Here is a 15,724-nt window from a genome sequence, read left to right on the forward strand (position 1 = left end):
GCGGACTCAAGGCCGCCGGCGAACCATCTCCACTCAGCACATGTCCGACGACGACCCTCGCGGCGGCGACTCGCAGGGCCGGCACGCCGGTCAGTCGACCGCGCCGGTCCGCGCCCGCGAGCGCGATGAAGACGCGTCGGAGCCGGCCGACGCCGACCTCACCGACCCCGCGCTGTATCTCAACCGCGAACTCAGCGAACTCGCCTTCCACGAGCGCGTCCTCCACGAGGCGATAGACGACCGCAACCCGCTTTTCGAGCGCGTCAACTTCCTCTCGATTCTCACCTCGAACCTCGACGAGTTCTTCATGAAGCGCGTCGGCGGCCTGAAACAGCAGATGGCCGCGGACGTGAGCGAACGCTCTCCCGACGGCCGGACCCCGAACCGGCAGTGGTCGCTCGTTCTCGACCGCGCCCGCGACCTGCTCGACCGGCAGTCCGCCTGCTTCCACGACCTCGTCCGGCCCGCGCTCGCCGACGCCGGCATCGAAATCGTCGGCTACGATGACCTCGCGCCCGACGAGCGGGCGGCCCTCCGCGACTACTTCGAGGCCTCGGTCCTGCCGACGCTCACGCCCCTGACGTTCGAGCCGGCCCATCCGTTCCCGTTCATCTCGAACCTCTCGCTGTCGCTCGCGGTCCGCACGACGGAGGGCGACGACGAGCCGACGAAGCTCTCGCGGGTCAAGGTCCCCGGCAACCGCCCGCGACTCGTCAACGTGGACGAGCGCGTCGGCGACGCGGACGGGACGGCGGAGTCCGCCGCCTCCGCGCCCGTCAGGTTCGTCCCGCTCGTGGCCGTCATCGAGCGCAACATCGACCTGTTGTTCACGAACGTCGAGGTCGTCGACACCTCCGCGTTCAGGGTGACGCGGAACGCCGAAGTCCGCCGCAACGAGGAGGTCGCAGAGGGGCTCATCACGATGATAGAGGACGTGCTCCGCCAGCGCCGGTTCGCCACGGTGGTCCGCTTGGAGGTCGAGTCGGGGACGCCCGAGGCCGTCCGCGACCTGCTCGCGGAACAGCTCGGCGTGGACGACCCCGAGGTGTTCGAGCGCGACCTGCCGCTGGACTACGGGGCGCTCACGTCGCTTTTCGACCTCGACCGCCCGGCGCTCGAAGTCGCGCCGTGGACGCCCCAGCCCCACCCGCGGTTCGCCGGTCGCTCGGCCGACGACCCCGAGTCGGTGTTCGGCGAAATCGACCGGAAGGACGTGCTCGTCCACCATCCGTACCACTCGTTTACGGGCACCGTCGGAACGTTCCTCGCGGCCGCCGCGGCCGACCCCGACGTGCTGGCAATCAAGGCCACAATCTACCGGACCGCGCCGGACTCCGAGGTCATCGAGACGCTCATCGAGGCCGCGAACAACGGCAAGCAGGTCGCGGTGATGGTCGAACTCAAAGCGCGGTTCGACGAGGAGAACAACCTCCGATGGGTCCGCCGCCTCGAAGAGGAGGGCATCCACGTCGCCTACGGCACCGTCGGGCTGAAGACGCACACGAAGACCGCGCTCGTCGTCCGCGAGGACGGCGACGAGGTGCGACTGTACTCACACGTCGCCACCGGCAACTACCACTCCCAGACCGCGAAGCTCTACACCGACCTCGGACTGTTCACCGCCGACCCGGACATCGGCCACGACCTCGTGCGCCTGTTCAACTTCTTCACCGGCCACTCGCGGGCCGAGACCTACCGGAAACTGCTGGTCGCGCCGACGAACCTCCGCGAGGAGATGACCCGACTCGTCCGCCGGGAGGCCGACCACGCCCGCGCCGGCCGCGACGCCCGCATCGTCGCCAAGATGAACTCCCTCGAAGACCCCGAGATGGTCCGCGAACTGTACGAGGCGTCGATGGCCGGCGTCGACATCGACCTCGTGGTCCGCGGCATCTGTCGGCTCAGACCCGGCATCGACGGGCTCTCGGAGAACGTCTCGGTGTCGAGCGTCGTCGGCCGCTTCCTCGAACACTCACGACTCTTCTACTTCGAAAACGACGGCGACCCCGACTACTACGTCGGCTCCGCGGACTGGATGACCCGCAATCTCGACCGGCGAGTCGAGGCCGTCGCGCCGGTCGAGGACCCCGACCACCGCGCCGAACTCGACGCCGTGCTCGACGCGCTCCTGTCGGACAACCGCCGGCGCTGGGTGATGGACGCCGACGGTCGGTACGAACAGCGTCGCCCCCGCGACGGCGAGCGGGTCCGAGAGGCCCACCGAGAGCTGATGGACCGGGCGCTCGGCGAGGCGTACCGGGCGGGCGACAACTGAAGCACAACCGAGTCCGAGTCAGGCGCTCGGTTGCACCCGCGCGAGCACGTCGCCGCGAGCGAAGTCGTCGCCCTCGCCGACGAGCCGCTCCGCGACCGTCCCCGTCGTCGGCGCGGCCACGTCGATGCTCACCTTCTCGACCTGTATCTCGCAGAGCGTCTCGCCCTCGTCGACCGCCGACCCCTCGCGGACGAACCAGTTGGCGAGGTAGCCCTCGGCCACGTCGTCGGCGTCGTCGGGCCACGAGTCCGCCGAGTTCACGTCGACGGCGTCGGTCATCGCCCGCCTCCGCGGCTGTCCCCGTCTCCGGCTCTCTCCCTGCGTCCGCCCCCGCCACCGTTTGCGCCGAGCGTCCCGGTCATTCGTGGAGTTCGCGGACGGCCGCCGCGATGTCGTCGGTACCGGGGTTGACCTCGTCTTCGAGCGAGCGGGCGTAGGGAATCGGCACGTCCGGGATGGCGAGGCGCTTGACTGCCGAGAGGTCGTCCAGCGCGCCCTCGGCGGCCCGCGCGACGATTTCGCCCGTCACGCCGAACGACTGGTAGTCCTCGTCGACGACGAGGAGTTTCCCGGTCTTGCGGACCGAGTCGAGCACCGTCTCGGTGTCGAGCGGCACGAGCGTCCGGAGGTCGATGACCTCGGCGTCGATGCCGTCGTCGTCGAGCTGTTCTGCGGCCTCCATCGCCCGGTGGACGTGTAGACCGAGGGTGACGACGGTCACGTCGTCGCCGGGGCGCTTCACGTCGGCCTCGCCGAACGGAATCGCGTAGTCCTCCTCGGGGACGCCGGTCTTCGGGCCCGAGGGCGACGGCATCCAGCCGAGGCCCATCAGGCGCTTGTGGAACATGTAGACGACCGGGTCGTCGTCGCGGATGGCGCTGTGCATCAGCCCCTTGGCGTCGTAGGCCGTCGAGGGGACGACGACTTTCATCCCCGGCAGGTGGGCGAAGGTGCCGTAGAGCGTCTGGGAGTGCTGGCCGGCGTCGTTGTAGGTGCCGCCGACGGCCGTGGTCAGCACCATCGGCACCGAAACGGAGCCGCCGCTCATGTAGGTGTTCTTCGCCATGTTGTTGTAGATCTGGTCCATGGCGACGCCGAAGAAGTCGACGAACATCAGCTCGGCAATCGGTCGCATCCCCGCCTGTGCGGCCCCGACGGCCGCACCGAGGTAGGCCGTCTCGCTGATGGGCACGTCCATCACGCGGTCGCGGCCGAACTCGTCTAAGAGGCCGGTCGTACTGGAGAAGATGCCGCCGTAGTCGGCGACGTCCTCACCCATGTAGAACACCTCCTCGTTCTCGCGCATCTCCCACGCGATGGCCTCGACCATCGCTCGGCTCATGGTCAGTTCGCGGTCCGTCTCGGTCGCCTCCGTGTAGTCTCGTGATTCGGTCGCCATCAGTTGTCACCTCCCGTCTCGCCGTCGTCGCCCGGCACGTCTGCCGCGGCCCCGCCGTCCGTCGCCGCCTGCGCCGGCGGGTTCGTGAACACGTTCTCGTACGCCTCCGCCGGCTCGGGTTCGGGCTGTTCTTTCGCCCACGAAATCGCCGCCTCGACCCGCTCGTGAGCGCGCTCTCGAATCTCCTCGATGTCGTCGTCGGTCACGCCGTGCGAGCGGAGGTCCTCGGCGAGTCGCTCGATGGAGTCGCGCTGTTTCGCGCGGTCGATGTCGGCCTCGGGGCGATACCCTTCCGCGTCGCCCATGAAGTGGCCCATCCGGCGGTGGACCTGTACCTCGATGAGCGTCGGCCCGTTGCCGTCGCGGGCGCGCATCACGGCCTCGTCCGCGGCCTCGTAGACCGCCATCGCGTCGTCGGAGTCGACGCGAACGCCGGGCATGTCGAAACCGTCGGCGCGCTGTGCGCCGTTCTGTACGTCCGTTACGCGGTCTTTGGGCATGCTGATGGCCCAGTCGTTGTCCTCGACGACGAAGACGACCGGGAAGTCGCGGACCGCCGCGAGGTTCAGCGATTCGAGGAAGCCACCTTGGTCGATAGCCCCCTCGCCGAGGAAGGCGACGGCCACGGCGTCCGTGTTCCGCTTTTTCGCGGCCATCGCCGCGCCGACCGCCGGCGGACAGCCCTGCGCGATGATGCCCGAACACGCGAAGTTCACGTCGGGGTCGAACAGATGCATGTGGCCGCCTTTCCCGCGGGACAGCCCCGTCTTCCGCCCGAAAATCTCGGCCGTCATGCGCTCGAGGTCGACGCCCTTCGCGATGGCGATGTGGTGCGGTCGGTGCGGCGCGGTCACCGTGTCGTCGTCACGGAGGTGGATGCAGACGCCCGCGCCCGACGCCTCATGGCCCGCCGCGAGGTGTAGTTCGCCGGGAATCGGTCCCGCCGAGATGTCGAACGCCGGCTGTTTCCCCACGAGGTACTCGTCTACCAGTCGCTCCTCGTAGTGCCGAGCGGTCACCATCTGCTCGTACATCGTCCGTAGGTCGGTAACACTCACCATGGTTGGCGTACGGGTGTACTCCCGATTGTATATTAACATTAATTGTGTACTTCATGACCATCAGAACGAGCGGACTGCGAATTCACGCGAAGCGACGGGTCGAGGCAGGCCTAAGCCGCAGTCCGTCGTATCGTCTCGTATGAGCGACACGACGCCGAATCTCGTCTCGATACCCGTCGGCGACGCGGTGCTGGAGGGCGACCTCCGGATTCCGGCGGACGCGTCGGGGCTCGTGGTGTTCGCCCACGGGAGCGGAAGCAGTCGGAAGAGCCCGCGAAACAACTTCGTCGCCGAGGTCATCCGCGACCGCGGGGTCGCGACGCTCCTTTTCGACCTGCTCACGGAGGCGGAAGACGAGCAGTACGCGACGCGGTTCGACATCCCGCTTCTGACCGAGCGACTGCTCGGCGCGACCGACTGGCTCCGCGGCCGCGACGACACCGCCGGGCTCGACTACGGCTACTTCGGGTCGAGCACCGGCGCGGCGGCGGCGCTTCTCGCGGCGGCCGACCTCGGCGACGACGCCGGCGCGGTCGTCTCTCGCGGCGGGCGCGTCGACCTCGCGGAGTCCCGGCTCGGCGACGTGACGGCACCGACGCTGTTCGTCGTCGGCGGTGCCGACGAACCGGTCTTGCGTCTGAACCGCGAGGCGTTCGCGGAACTCGACTGCGAGAAGTCGCTGGAGGTCGTCGCCGGTGCGGGTCACCTGTTCGAGGGACCGGGCGAGTTGGACGCCGTGGCCGACCTCGCCGCCGACTGGTTCGAGGCGCACCTCGGCTGAGGGCGTTGTTCGCGGGAGTCGAAGTCGCGGCCGCAGAGGTTGCAACGGTGGTGTCTGTTGGCCATGTGCATAGCTACGGCCGCTCGCAAAATGAAGTTACTCGCGCGAGCCTCGCCCGGCTGGCGCGGGTTCAGACCCCGTCGACGAGCCGTTCGAGCTGTTCCGGCGGGACCGCGCCGCGGGCCGCATAGCCGTCGTAGGCGAACGTCGGCACGCCGGTCACGCCGTGGCGCTGTGCCTCGGCGAACTGCTCGCGCACCTCCGCGAACAGCGCGTCGTCCGACAGCGCCGAGCGGATTTCGTCGCCGTCGACGCCCGCGTCCTCGGCGAGTTCGACGAGCAGGTCCTCGTCGCCGATGTCCTTGTCCGCCTGCCAGAGCGCGTCGAAGATTGCCACGTCGAATTCGAGCCACGTGTCGTTGTCGTAGTGCCCTTTCACGTGAAACGAGGCGACCTGTGCCGGCAGGGAGTCGATGTCGGTCGCGATGTCGAGGTCCATCTCGACGCCGTACTTGTCCTGCAGACGGCGGACGCCTTCCTTGGCCTGCTCGTAGTAGTCCTCGTCTTTCCCGTCGTCGACGGAGAAGTCGATGCTCCCGTCGGGACGGCGCTTGTGGCTTCGCAGGTCGAAGGGGTGCCAGTCGATGTCGAGTTCCTCGTCGCGGGTCGCCTGATACTGCCTGAGGGACTCGCGGCCGAGGTAACAGAACGGACAGACGTAGTCCGAGTAGACGGTGATGTGGTCCGGCTCCGCGTCGGGTTCGCTCATACACGCTCGTATCTGTTCTGGTTACAAAAGCGGATTGCTCTGTCGTGTGCGGTCGGCGCGACGTCGCGGCGGCGGCTCGGACCGGGCCTCACACACCGGGGGTCGATTCGAGCATCCGGCGGAGCGCCACTTCCAGCTCCTCGAACTCCGAGAGTTCGAGTTCGTCGGTGGTGACGATGGCGTCGGCGACGCTCCGGGTGATTGTCGGCGGTGATTCGGTCACGCTGGTAGATAGCACGCCGCAGTATTTGGCCATCTCGCCTCCCGGCGCTCGTCCGAGACGGGCCGGGAATCAGGCCAGTCGGAACCGCGTGTCGGTGAGCTCTTCCGAGACTTCCCAGAGCCGTGCGGCAGTCTCCGGGTCTCTGGCGCGGTCGCTCGGCTCCGCGATGCCGGGGGTTCCGCGCATGCCGAACAGCCCCTGCGGGCCGACGTACTCCCCGCTTTCGACGGCCGGCGACGTCGCGGCGTACAGGAGCGGGAGCGCGCCCATCTCGGCCGACTGGGCGAATATCGCGTTGCCGAGTTTGCTCATCCAGTACCGGAGCGTCGACCCGGACGCCTCGGGGCCGCGGAGCTGGAGGTTAGTGGCGGCGTAGCCGGGATGTGCGCCCACGCTCAGCACGTCGTCGATGCCCGCGGCGGTCAGCCGGCGGTCGAGTTCGAACGCGAAAAGCAGGTTCGAGAGCTTGCTCTGGGCGTAGGCGTCCCACTCGTCGTAGTCGCGTTCGCCCTGGAGGTCGTCGAACTCCATCCGACCGCGCTCGTGGAGGCCGCTCGACATCGTGACGAGCCGCGTCTCGCCGGGCGTGTCGCGGAGCGTCGGGAACAGGCGGGCGCTCAGGGCGAAGTGGCCGAGGTGATTCACCCCGAACTGGGTCTCGAAGCCCTGTGCGGTCTCTCGTCGGGGAATCGCCATCACGCCGGCGTTGTTGCAGAGGACGTGTAGCGACCCGTGTTCGGCGGCGAACTCGTCGGCGAACCGCCGGACTGAGTCGAGGTCGGCGAGGTCGAGCTCCGAGAGGGTCAGCGAGGCCGCAGACACCGACTCGCGGATGTCGGCCATCGCGTCCTCGCCGCGGTCGAGGCTCCGGCAGGCCATGACGACGTGCGCGCCCTTCTCGGCGAACGTGCGCGTCGCCTCGAAGCCGAGGCCGCTGTTCGCGCCGGTGACGACGACGGTCTTCCCCGAGAGGTCGGGAACGTCGGCCGCGGTCCAGTCACTCATGGGAGATGCAACGGCCCGAACCGAGTAAACCGTGGCGGCGCGGTCGGCGCGACCGAAACGCGGTCGCCGCCGGCCACGACGACCTCACTTCGACGCGGTGCTGGTCTGCATCCCGTCGGAGTTGTACGCCGAGCCGAACCCGTCGTCGTCGAGGAGGATGATGCCCGCCGACGACCCGGTGAGTTCGCCGAACTCCTCGATGGCGAGGTCGGCCGCGGTCTGGGCGTCACAGCCGCGTTCGAGGTGGCCGACCGCGCGGCGGGCGAGCGTCACGCGCGCGATGTCTTCGCCCGCTCCCGTGGTCGACGCACCGCCGGCCGGGGAGGCGTAGAAGCCCGAGCCGACCTGTGGCACGTCGCCGACGCGGCCGGCGAGGGCAAACCAGCGGCCGCCGGTCGAGGTCGCGGAGGCGAACGTCTCGCCGTCGGTGGCGACCGCCCCGACCGTGTCGTGGCCGGGAAGGCGAACATCGTGAGCCGAGCGGTCACTGCCTGCCGAGGTTCCCTCGGAAGTGTCGTTCGCCGGCAGGTAGCCGTCTCCCGCCTCGGCGGTCGGGTCGCTCGTGCTGTCGCCGAACCGGTCGGCGAGCCACGCGAGGTGTTCCGCCGGCGACCCGTCGGGGGCGTCCGCGTTCGCCCAGCGCTCGCGGGTCTCGTCTGTAAAGAGGTCGACGCCGGTCTCGACGCCGGCGTCGGCGGCGAACTCGACCGCCGGCTCGCCCGTCAGGAGGACGTGCGGCGTCTCTTCGAGGACCGCCCGCGCGACGGAGACGGCGTGTTCGACGCCTTCCATGCCGGCGGCCGCGCCGACCCGGCGGTCGCTCAGCATGACGCCCGCGTCGGTCCGGACGACGCCGTCGGACTGGACCGCGCCGCCGACGCCGGCGTTGAACCGGCGGTCGGATTCGAGGACGCGGACCGCGGTCTCGACCGCCGAAAGCGGGTCGGACTCGCTCGCGCCCGCGTCGGCCGCGTCGTCCATGAGGGCCTGTCTGGGCTCCGGTTCGCCGGGGATGCCGCCGGCACCGCCGTGGAGGATAATTCGCATACGCGACTGTCTCGCCGACCGCGAGTGTAAACGTATCGACCCCGGGTAGAGCGATACGTGCATCTCCCCCGTCGATAACGGCAGGACTTTTACACCGCATTAGAAAGCTCTGATTGTTCATGAGCTACGACCAGATTGAGGTTCCGGACGACGGCGAGAAAATCACGGTCGACGAGGAGACGGGCGAGCTCTCCGTCCCCGACAATCCGATTATTCCGATCATCCACGGCGACGGAATCGGAACGGACGTCGGCCCCGCCGCGCAGAAGGTCCTCGACGCCGCCGCCGAGGCGACCGGCCGCTCTGTCTCTTGGATGCGCGTCTACGCCGGTTCGTCCGCCCGCGACAAGTACGACGAGAACCTCCCCGAAGACACGGTAAGCGCCATCCGCAACCACCGCGTCGCCATCAAGGGCCCGCTCACGACGCCCGTCGGCGCGGGCTTCCGCTCGCTCAACGTCGCGCTCCGCAAGAAGCTCGACCTCTACGCGAACGTCCGGCCGACCTACCACCTCGACGGCGTCCCGTCGCCCGTCAAGAACCCCTCGGCGATGGACATGGTCACGTTCCGCGAGAACACCGAGGACGTGTACGCCGGCATCGAGTGGGAAGCCGGTACCGACGAGGTCCAGCAGGTCAAGGAGTTCGTCGAAGACGAGATGGGTGCCACGGGCGTCATCCACGACGGCCCCGTCGGAATCGGCATCAAGCCCATCACCGAGTTCGGGACGAAGCGCCTCGTCCGCGAGGCCATCGAGTACGCCCTCGAAAACGACCGCGACTCCGTCACCCTCGTCCACAAGGGTAACATCATGAAGTTCACCGAGGGCGCGTTCCGCGACTGGGGCTACGAACTCGCCGAAGAGGAGTTCGGCGACGTCACCATCACGGAAGACGAGCTCTGGGAGGAGTACGACGGCGAGCAGCCCGAGGACAAGATCGTCGTCAAGGACCGCATCGCCGACAACATGCTCCAGCAGCTTCTGACCCGCACCGCCGACTACGAAGTCATCGCCACGATGAACCTCAACGGCGACTACATGTCCGACGCCGCCGGCGCGCAGATCGGTGGCCTCGGCATCGCCCCCGGCGCGAACTTCGGCGAGGGCCTCTGTCTCGCAGAGCCCGTCCACGGCTCCGCGCCCAAGTACGCCGGCGAGGACAAGGTCAACCCGACCGCGATGATTCTCTCCGGCCGCCTCATGTTCGAGTACATGGGCTGGAAGGACGCCGGCAAACTCATCCGTGACGCCGTCGAGAAGACCATCTCGGACGGCGACGTGACCTACGACCTCGAACGCCAGATCGAGGGCGGCAACAAGCTCGCCACGAGCGAGTACGCCGACAAGGTCGTCGAGAACATTCAGGAACTCGCGTAAGCGAACACACGACTTCTCTCTCGCGGCACCGACGCCGCATCTCTTTCGCGCCGACTACAGTCGATTCGGGTCTCGCCAGCGCCGAATCCGGTTCCACAGCGGTCTGACGACGCCGAAGACGACCGCGCCGGCGGTGTCGGCGACGATGTCGACCGCCGTGTCTTCCAGATAGACCGACCGGGGCCACTCGACCCAGAAGCCGGTGAAGAGCCGTTCGTACACCTCGAACCACGTGCCGATGGCGGCGACGGCCATCGGGAGGACGACGAGGAGCGCGAGCCGCGAGTGGAGCAGGCGGGGGTTGAGGACGTAGAGAATCGCCGCGACGCCGAACCCTGAGGCGGCGTGGACGAAGATGTCCCACCACCAGATGCGCGTGTAGAGAAACAGCGCCATGCTCGTGAAGTGCGTCACGGTGACGACGCTCCCGAACACGGCGACGACGGCCATCTCTCGGGGCCGTTCTTCCCACCCGGCCAACACCGTCTCGTTCCAGGTTCGTCTCAGCATGCCCGGGTCGAATGGTGAAACGCGTCGGCTGGAGTGGCGGGGAGCTGTGTGCGGTTGCCTGCGAGCGGAAGCATAGACGAGAGATAGGCCATCATCGATATGTAGCTTTTCCCGACGGAACGACACGTCTGGGGTGAAATTAACCTCGTCGACGGCCGTACCGACGCCGGAGTCAGCGATTCGCCGGGCTGTCGTCGCCCGACTTCTCGCCGCCGTCCGAGCGGAGGTGGCCGATTCGGCGCGACGACTCGCCGGAAGCCGCGTCGGCTGGCGTCCGCGACCGGAGGATGCCTTCGACGAAGGCGAAAAAGCCGAGGCCGCCCGCCACGTCGACCACGAGGTCTATCGCGGTGTCTTCGGCGTAGTAGGCCATCGACCAGCCCCACCAGAAGTCCTTGAACAGGTACTCGTACACCTCGAAACCCGCGCCGATAGCGAGGACGATACCGGCGACGACCACGGGGGCGCGAACGCCCCGGAACGTCCGCGGAAACACGAGGAACAACACGCCTGCGACGCCGAAGCCCGAAAGCGAGTGGGTGAGCACGTCCCACCACCAGATGCGCGTGTAGACGTTGTACGCGAGCCCACCGAAGTGGAGCGCGCTGACGACCGCCGCCCAGCCGCCGACGAACGCCCACAGCCACGGCTCGCGTGCGAGGTTCGAGCGACTCATCGTCGGCCGTCGCTCGTCGTGATGGCCGGAGTGTTCGACGCGCTGGGCGTTGTCCATGGGGGAAGTACGCGTGGGGAGGGCATAGTTAGGGACTACCGTCATGCCGTTGGTGACACCACATTGATAAATGCTTTCTCCTCACACGTTCCGGCTGAAACGTATCGAACCCCGTTCGAGAGGCGCGGAGCCCCCGAACCGCATCTCACAGAGACTCTAGCGGGGGTGGCGGTTCGGGCTCGGCTCAGTCCAGCCACGGCGGGTTGGTCCGCGGCGGCGAGACCGCGTCGATGCCGACAACGGTCTCGTCACCGCGGTTCTCCGCGCCGTGGGATTCGCCGCCACACCTGTGCGCACGCTCCCGTTCGGCGCGCTCCCGAACGTTCAAATCCGACGCCGCGGAACAACGGCGTATGTACGCGGTCGTTGGGTGTACGGACTGCGCGAACATGTGGTTGCTTTCGGACCCCGACGGGTCGAAGACGGCGACGTGTCCGCGGTGCGGCAGGCGACACCAGACGAAGAAGCTCCGCCGCTTTTTCGAGTCCGACGACAGGGACGCCGCGCGGCAGGCGCGGTCGGCGCTGTTGGCGAAGAAACACGGCGACAGCGAGGCGTTCGCGCAGGTCGAACACGTCTCGGAGCTCGACCGGCGAGTCGAGGAGTCCGGCGTCGACGACCGCGAGTACCTCGAAGGCTCGGGACTCGACGCCGACGAGGTGTTCGCGGCGGGCGAAGCCGCCGCGCACGGCCGGAGCTCGCCGTCCGGGTCGGCCGACCGCCTGACGGTCGTCCGCGAGGCGGTCCGGGACGGCGACCGGCCGACCGAGGAGGAAATCGTCGCGACGGCGGCCGAGCGGGGCGTCCCCGAGGACCGCGCCCGCGACCTGCTCGACAAGCTCCGGCGGCGCGGCGAGGTGTCGGAGTCTCGGGGGCGACACCGACTGGTCTGAGCGCCGGTGTCGCCCTCGGAGACGGGCTCAGAGCGCGCCGAGCAACTTCGCGACGGTCAGCGCGGCGGCGACGACGCCGAGCGCCAACGTCACCAGCCTGAGCGCGAGCGCCACCCGCCGCGAGTCGTCGTACTCGTCGGGCGGTTCGGGGTCGATACCGCGTGTGGAGACGGGCATGGGAGGGGATGGGTTGTGGACACGCCCGCGGGTGTTCCCCGTCGGATACGTTTTCATCGTTTTCGCGGGGACGGAATAAACGCGAGCCACGGGTGCGGAGTGAAAGTGAACGAGGACAGAGAAGTGCGGCCCCGGTGGTACAGCGCGGGAAAACGCTGAGAAAAGCGATTCAGTCGTTTCTGGTCGTGGTGGAACTGAAGCCGGCTCGCGACACGCGTTACCGACCGAGTTCGGCGTGGGCGCTGGAGAGGTGCCGCGAGGCGAGCGCGGAGAGGAGCGAGAGTTCGCCCGCGAGGGAGCCGACGGCGATGCACTCGGCGAGGGCGTCGGCGTTGGAGCCGGCGGGGTCGCCGCCGCCGCTGACGCCGAGGATGTCGAGGCCCTCGGACTGCGTCGGGAGCTTCGTGCCGCCGCCGACGGTGCCGACTTCGAGGGAGGCGATAGAGACCGAGACGTAGAGGTCGCCGTCCTGCACCTCGGCGGTCGTGATGGCGTTCGCGCCCTCGACGACCTGCGCCTCGTCCTGCCCGGTGGCGAGGAACATCGCGGCGACGACGTTGGCGACGTGGGCGTTGAAGCCGAGGCTCGCGGCTTTCGCGGAGCCGACGAGGTTCTTGCGGGTGTTGAGTTCGGCGACCGCTTCGGGCGTGGTGTGCAGGCGCTTCTCGACGACCTCGCGCGGGATGCGAACGTCGGCGGTGACGCTCCGCCCGCGCCCCTCGACGGCGTTGATGGCGGCGGGCTTCTTGTCGGAACAGAGGTTGCCCGAGAGGGCGACGAGCGAGGCGGTCGTCTCGTCTTCGACGACGCCGCAGGCCGCCTCGGTGGCGATGGTTGCCATGTTCATCCCCATCGCGTCCTTGGTGTCGTAGCGGAACCGCAGGTAGACCGAGTTGCCGACGACGTACGGCGTCACGTCGAGGAGTTCGCCGTGGTTCGTCGTCTCCTCCGCGGCCGCTTTCAGCGCCGCGAAGTTGTCGCGGGTCCACGAGACGAGCGCCTCGGCCTCGGCCACGTCGGCGACGCGGAACACCGGTGCGCGGGTCATCCCGGACTTGAGGACCCGAGCGGTCGCGCCGCCGGCACCGTTGATGACCGAACAGCCGCGGTTGACCGAGGCGAGGAGCGCGCCCTCGGTGGTCGCGAGCGGGAGGTATTTCTCGCCGGCGACGGAGCCGCCGTCGACGCTGACGGGGCCGGCGACGCCCATCGGCACCTGAATCGCGCCGACCATGTTCTCGATGGCCGACTCGGCGGCCTCCGCGGGGAAGCCGTAGTTCCCGACCGCGTCGAGCGACGCGCCGGACTGCTCTTCGACGAGCGAGCGGCGCGCCTCGGCGGCGGTGTCGGCGTCGGCGTGCGCTTCGAGTTCGTGGAGGCGGAGTTCGCCCTCCCGAACGCGGTCGGCGAGGGACGCGGCGTCTGTCATGCCCCGACGTTTCCCGCGCCGGCCCTAACGCGTTCCGGTTCCTCCAACGCCCGCGGTCGACCCCCGTCCGAGGCCGTCCGGCTCCCTTTCGGCGACCCTCCGGCCACCGTTCGGCTACCATCCGGCCACCGTCTGGCTACCGTCCGGCCGCTCCGCCGCCTCCCGAACCGTTTTGCCCTCCCGCGTCGGGGTCGAACGTATGACCGCGGCAGCGGACCTCGTACTGACGAACGCGGAGGTACACACGCTCGGGTCGCCCGACGAGACGCACGAAGCCGTCGCCGTCCGCGACGGCGAGGTGGTCCGGGTCGGCCGCGCGTTCGACGTGGAACTGCTGGCCGGCGTCGAGACGCGGGTCGTCGACTGCGGCGGCCGCGTCGTCCTTCCCGGCTTCATCGACGCCCACACGCACCTCCCGATGGTCGGCCGGTCTATCGTCCACGCCGACCTCTCTGCGGCCGACTCCCCGGCGGAGGCGGTCGAACTGCTCCGCGAGCGGGCCGCCGAGGTCGAACGCGAAAACGGGGCTGATGGCGACGGGGCCGACGACAACGAGACCGGCGACGACGAGACCGACTGGGTGCTCGGCTACGGCTACGACGAGAGCACGTGGGACGAATCCAGATATCTCACCCGCGACGACCTCGACGCCGTCTCCGAGTCGCGCCCAGTGGTCGCCTTCCGCGAGGACCTCCACACCGCCGGCGTCAACTCGGTCGTCCTCGACCGCTACGCCGACGAACTACCCGACGAGGGCGTGCGGACCGCCGGAGACGACGATGGCGACGACGCCGACACCGCCGGCGAGCCGACGGGGGTCGTCGTCGAGGGCGCGGTCGACGTGCTCCGCGAGGCGACCGAGTCGGGCCGCGCGGAGATGGCGGAACTCGTCCGCGCGGCGCAGTCGTACGCGACCGCCCGCGGCGTCACCGGCGTCCACGACATGGTCCGCGGCTCCCGCGCGCCCGAGGTCTACCGCGACCTCGCCGACGCCGGTGAACTGGCCCTCCGCGTCCGAATCAACTACTGGTCCGACCACCTCGACGCGCTCCGCGAGGTCGGCCTGCGGACGAACCACGGCGGCGGGAGCCGCGGCGACCTCGTCACCGTCGGCGGGATAAAGACGTTCACCGACGGGAGCTTCGGCGGGCGGACCGCGAAGCTCACCGACCCCTACGCCGACGCCGCGGCGGACCCCGACGCGGCCGACGACGAGACAGGCCAGTGGGTCGTCGACCCCGAGGAACTCCGCGACCTCGTCGCCGACGCCGACGAGTCGGGCTATCAGCTCACCGCGCACGCCATCGGCGACGCGGCCATCGACGCGGTGCTCGACGCGTACGAGGAGACCGACGACCCCGGCGCGGCCCGCCACCGGGTCGAACACGTCGAACTCGCCTCCGACGAGGCCATCGAGCGGTTCGCCGAGTCGGGCGTCGTCGCCTCGGTCCAGCCGAACTTCCTGAAGTGGGCCGACGAGGGCGGCCTCTACGACGCCCGCCTCGGCGAGCGACGCCTGCGGACCAACCGCTACCGCGACCTGCTCGACGCGGGGGTCCCGCTCGCGTTCGGGAGCGACTGCATGCCGCTCGGACCGCTTTTCGGCGTCGACCTCGCCACCGACCACCCGAACCCCGACCAGTCGCTCACCGTCACCGAGGCGCTTCGGGCGTACACCTCCGGCGCGGCCTACGCCGGATTCGACGAGGACCGACTTGGGACTATCGCGGTCGAGAGCGCGGCCGACCTCGTCGTCCTCGACGAGTCGCCGTGGGAGACCGACTCGATTCGCGATATCGCGGTCTCGATGACCGTCGTGGACGGCCGCGTCGTCTTCGAACGCGACTGAACGAGTAACCGCCACCGACGACGGTGGGTTTTGAATAAAATTGTTCTTCGACCGAGTAGCGACTGCGTTCGACTTCTAACGACCAATCGAGTGCATGTACCACTGGACAATCGGCTGTGTAGAGAATCTTTACGCTTGAGTATGGGTTGTTGAAGAAAAATATTTTTCAATAAGGCCCTCTGATTGGACTTCTA

The 15,724-nt window shown here is 68.7% G+C and carries 15 protein-coding genes and 2 pseudogenes; 5 read left to right on the forward strand and 12 right to left on the reverse strand.

Annotated elements, in window-relative coordinates; translation table 11 throughout:
- Positions 1-40: 40 nt before the first annotated feature.
- Positions 41-2,275 carry a polyphosphate kinase 1 gene (gene ppk1, locus ACFQI8_RS02780; RefSeq protein WP_390242696.1) on the forward strand — a complete coding sequence of 745 codons (2,235 nt, stop codon included), beginning with the start codon at positions 41-43 and terminating at the stop codon, positions 2,273-2,275.
- An 18-nt stretch (positions 2,276-2,293) separates the two neighbouring features.
- Here ppk1 and ACFQI8_RS02785 read toward each other — a convergent pair whose 3' ends face one another.
- The 3 genes from ACFQI8_RS02785 to ACFQI8_RS02795 all read right to left on the reverse strand — a co-directional run bounded on the left by ACFQI8_RS02785 (position 2,294) and on the right by ACFQI8_RS02795 (position 4,708).
- Complete coding sequence (locus ACFQI8_RS02785) at positions 2,294-2,554, reverse strand: lipoyl domain-containing protein (RefSeq protein WP_390242697.1); 261 nt, start codon at positions 2,552-2,554, stop codon at positions 2,294-2,296.
- Positions 2,555-2,633: 79 nt separating this feature from the next.
- On the reverse strand, positions 2,634-3,674 hold the full coding sequence (locus ACFQI8_RS02790; protein ID WP_390242698.1) for an alpha-ketoacid dehydrogenase subunit beta: 1,041 nt from the start codon (positions 3,672-3,674) through the stop codon (positions 2,634-2,636).
- A complete protein-coding gene (locus ACFQI8_RS02795; RefSeq protein WP_390242974.1) occupies positions 3,674-4,708 on the reverse strand; it encodes a thiamine pyrophosphate-dependent dehydrogenase E1 component subunit alpha in 1,035 nt (344 codons plus the stop codon). Before ACFQI8_RS02795 ends, ACFQI8_RS02790 begins: the two co-directional genes overlap by 1 nt.
- A 166-nt stretch (positions 4,709-4,874) precedes the next feature.
- On the opposite strand from ACFQI8_RS02795, the gene ACFQI8_RS02800 reads away from it, so the two are divergent.
- Positions 4,875-5,516: a dienelactone hydrolase family protein gene (locus tag ACFQI8_RS02800; protein ID WP_390242699.1), complete on the forward strand. Its 642-nt coding sequence runs from the start codon at positions 4,875-4,877 to the stop codon at positions 5,514-5,516.
- A 130-nt stretch (positions 5,517-5,646) separates the two neighbouring features.
- Here ACFQI8_RS02800 and ACFQI8_RS02805 read toward each other — a convergent pair whose 3' ends face one another.
- The 4 genes and pseudogenes from ACFQI8_RS02805 to ACFQI8_RS02820 form a co-directional block, all read right to left on the reverse strand.
- Complete coding sequence (locus ACFQI8_RS02805; RefSeq protein ID WP_390242700.1) at positions 5,647-6,285, reverse strand: DsbA family oxidoreductase; 639 nt, start codon at positions 6,283-6,285, stop codon at positions 5,647-5,649.
- Between the two features lie 88 nt (positions 6,286-6,373).
- Positions 6,374-6,463: pseudogene (locus ACFQI8_RS19455) on the reverse strand (DUF7522 family protein); the annotation flags it as partial.
- Positions 6,464-6,577: 114 nt separating this feature from the next.
- Complete coding sequence (locus ACFQI8_RS02815) at positions 6,578-7,513, reverse strand: oxidoreductase (protein ID WP_390242701.1); 936 nt, start codon at positions 7,511-7,513, stop codon at positions 6,578-6,580.
- A gap of 84 nt (positions 7,514-7,597) precedes the next feature.
- The gene (locus ACFQI8_RS02820) at positions 7,598-8,560 is read right to left on the reverse strand and encodes an isoaspartyl peptidase/L-asparaginase (RefSeq protein WP_390242702.1); all 963 of its coding nucleotides are present in this window, start codon (positions 8,558-8,560) and stop codon (positions 7,598-7,600) included.
- Between the two features lie 119 nt (positions 8,561-8,679).
- On the opposite strand from ACFQI8_RS02820, the gene icd reads away from it, so the two are divergent.
- The gene (gene icd, locus ACFQI8_RS02825; RefSeq protein WP_390242703.1) at positions 8,680-9,939 is read left to right on the forward strand and encodes an isocitrate dehydrogenase (NADP(+)); all 1,260 of its coding nucleotides are present in this window, start codon (positions 8,680-8,682) and stop codon (positions 9,937-9,939) included.
- A 54-nt stretch (positions 9,940-9,993) separates the two neighbouring features.
- On the opposite strand, the gene ACFQI8_RS02830 is transcribed toward icd, so the two are convergent.
- The 3 genes and pseudogenes from ACFQI8_RS02830 to ACFQI8_RS02840 all read right to left on the reverse strand — a co-directional run.
- Positions 9,994-10,449: a DUF2238 domain-containing protein gene (locus tag ACFQI8_RS02830; RefSeq protein ID WP_004969560.1), complete on the reverse strand. Its 456-nt coding sequence runs from the start codon at positions 10,447-10,449 to the stop codon at positions 9,994-9,996.
- Between the two features lie 172 nt (positions 10,450-10,621).
- A complete protein-coding gene (locus ACFQI8_RS02835; protein ID WP_390242975.1) occupies positions 10,622-11,125 on the reverse strand; it encodes a DUF2238 domain-containing protein in 504 nt (167 codons plus the stop codon).
- A 241-nt stretch (positions 11,126-11,366) separates the two neighbouring features.
- A pseudogene (locus tag ACFQI8_RS02840) lies at positions 11,367-11,465 on the reverse strand (cupin domain-containing protein); the annotation flags it as partial.
- A gap of 70 nt (positions 11,466-11,535) precedes the next feature.
- On the opposite strand from ACFQI8_RS02840, the gene ACFQI8_RS02845 reads away from it, so the two are divergent.
- Positions 11,536-12,075: a DUF5817 domain-containing protein gene (locus ACFQI8_RS02845; protein WP_390242704.1), complete on the forward strand. Its 540-nt coding sequence runs from the start codon at positions 11,536-11,538 to the stop codon at positions 12,073-12,075.
- 27 nt (positions 12,076-12,102) lie between these two features.
- Here ACFQI8_RS02845 and ACFQI8_RS02850 read toward each other — a convergent pair whose 3' ends face one another.
- Both ACFQI8_RS02850 and hmgA read right to left on the reverse strand, forming a co-directional pair.
- Positions 12,103-12,252: a hypothetical protein gene (locus ACFQI8_RS02850; RefSeq protein ID WP_390242705.1), complete on the reverse strand. Its 150-nt coding sequence runs from the start codon at positions 12,250-12,252 to the stop codon at positions 12,103-12,105.
- Between the two features lie 217 nt (positions 12,253-12,469).
- A complete protein-coding gene (hmgA, locus tag ACFQI8_RS02855; protein ID WP_390242706.1) occupies positions 12,470-13,681 on the reverse strand; it encodes a hydroxymethylglutaryl-CoA reductase (NADPH) in 1,212 nt (403 codons plus the stop codon).
- A gap of 199 nt (positions 13,682-13,880) precedes the next feature.
- On the opposite strand from hmgA, the gene ACFQI8_RS02860 reads away from it, so the two are divergent.
- On the forward strand, positions 13,881-15,530 hold the full coding sequence (locus ACFQI8_RS02860) for an amidohydrolase (protein WP_390242707.1): 1,650 nt from the start codon (positions 13,881-13,883) through the stop codon (positions 15,528-15,530).
- The last annotated feature ends 194 nt before the right edge of the window (positions 15,531-15,724 follow it).

Source organism: Haloferax chudinovii, assembly GCF_042663345.1.
Classification (GTDB): domain Archaea; phylum Halobacteriota; class Halobacteria; order Halobacteriales; family Haloferacaceae; genus Haloferax; species Haloferax chudinovii.

Coding starts and splice junctions, on each gene's coding strand:
- ppk1 (WP_390242696.1), top strand. CDS start 41: ATGTCCGACGACGACCCTCGCGGCGGCGACTCGCAGGGCCGGCACGCC.
- ACFQI8_RS02805 (WP_390242700.1), bottom strand. CDS start 6,285: ATGAGCGAACCCGACGCGGAGCCGGACCACATCACCGTCTACTCGGAC.
- ACFQI8_RS02835 (WP_390242975.1), bottom strand. CDS start 11,125: ATGAGTCGCTCGAACCTCGCACGCGAGCCGTGGCTGTGGGCGTTCGTC.
- ACFQI8_RS02815 (WP_390242701.1), bottom strand. CDS start 7,513: ATGAGTGACTGGACCGCGGCCGACGTTCCCGACCTCTCGGGGAAGACC.
- hmgA (WP_390242706.1), bottom strand. CDS start 13,681: ATGACAGACGCCGCGTCCCTCGCCGACCGCGTTCGGGAGGGCGAACTC.
- ACFQI8_RS02785 (WP_390242697.1), bottom strand. CDS start 2,554: ATGACCGACGCCGTCGACGTGAACTCGGCGGACTCGTGGCCCGACGAC.
- ACFQI8_RS02790 (WP_390242698.1), bottom strand. CDS start 3,674: ATGGCGACCGAATCACGAGACTACACGGAGGCGACCGAGACGGACCGC.
- ACFQI8_RS02845 (WP_390242704.1), top strand. CDS start 11,536: ATGTACGCGGTCGTTGGGTGTACGGACTGCGCGAACATGTGGTTGCTT.
- ACFQI8_RS02800 (WP_390242699.1), top strand. CDS start 4,875: ATGAGCGACACGACGCCGAATCTCGTCTCGATACCCGTCGGCGACGCG.
- ACFQI8_RS02860 (WP_390242707.1), top strand. CDS start 13,881: ATGACCGCGGCAGCGGACCTCGTACTGACGAACGCGGAGGTACACACG.
- ACFQI8_RS02850 (WP_390242705.1), bottom strand. CDS start 12,252: ATGCCCGTCTCCACACGCGGTATCGACCCCGAACCGCCCGACGAGTAC.
- ACFQI8_RS02795 (WP_390242974.1), bottom strand. CDS start 4,708: ATGTACGAGCAGATGGTGACCGCTCGGCACTACGAGGAGCGACTGGTA.
- ACFQI8_RS02820 (WP_390242702.1), bottom strand. CDS start 8,560: ATGCGAATTATCCTCCACGGCGGTGCCGGCGGCATCCCCGGCGAACCG.
- ACFQI8_RS02830 (WP_004969560.1), bottom strand. CDS start 10,449: ATGCTGAGACGAACCTGGAACGAGACGGTGTTGGCCGGGTGGGAAGAA.
- icd (WP_390242703.1), top strand. CDS start 8,680: ATGAGCTACGACCAGATTGAGGTTCCGGACGACGGCGAGAAAATCACG.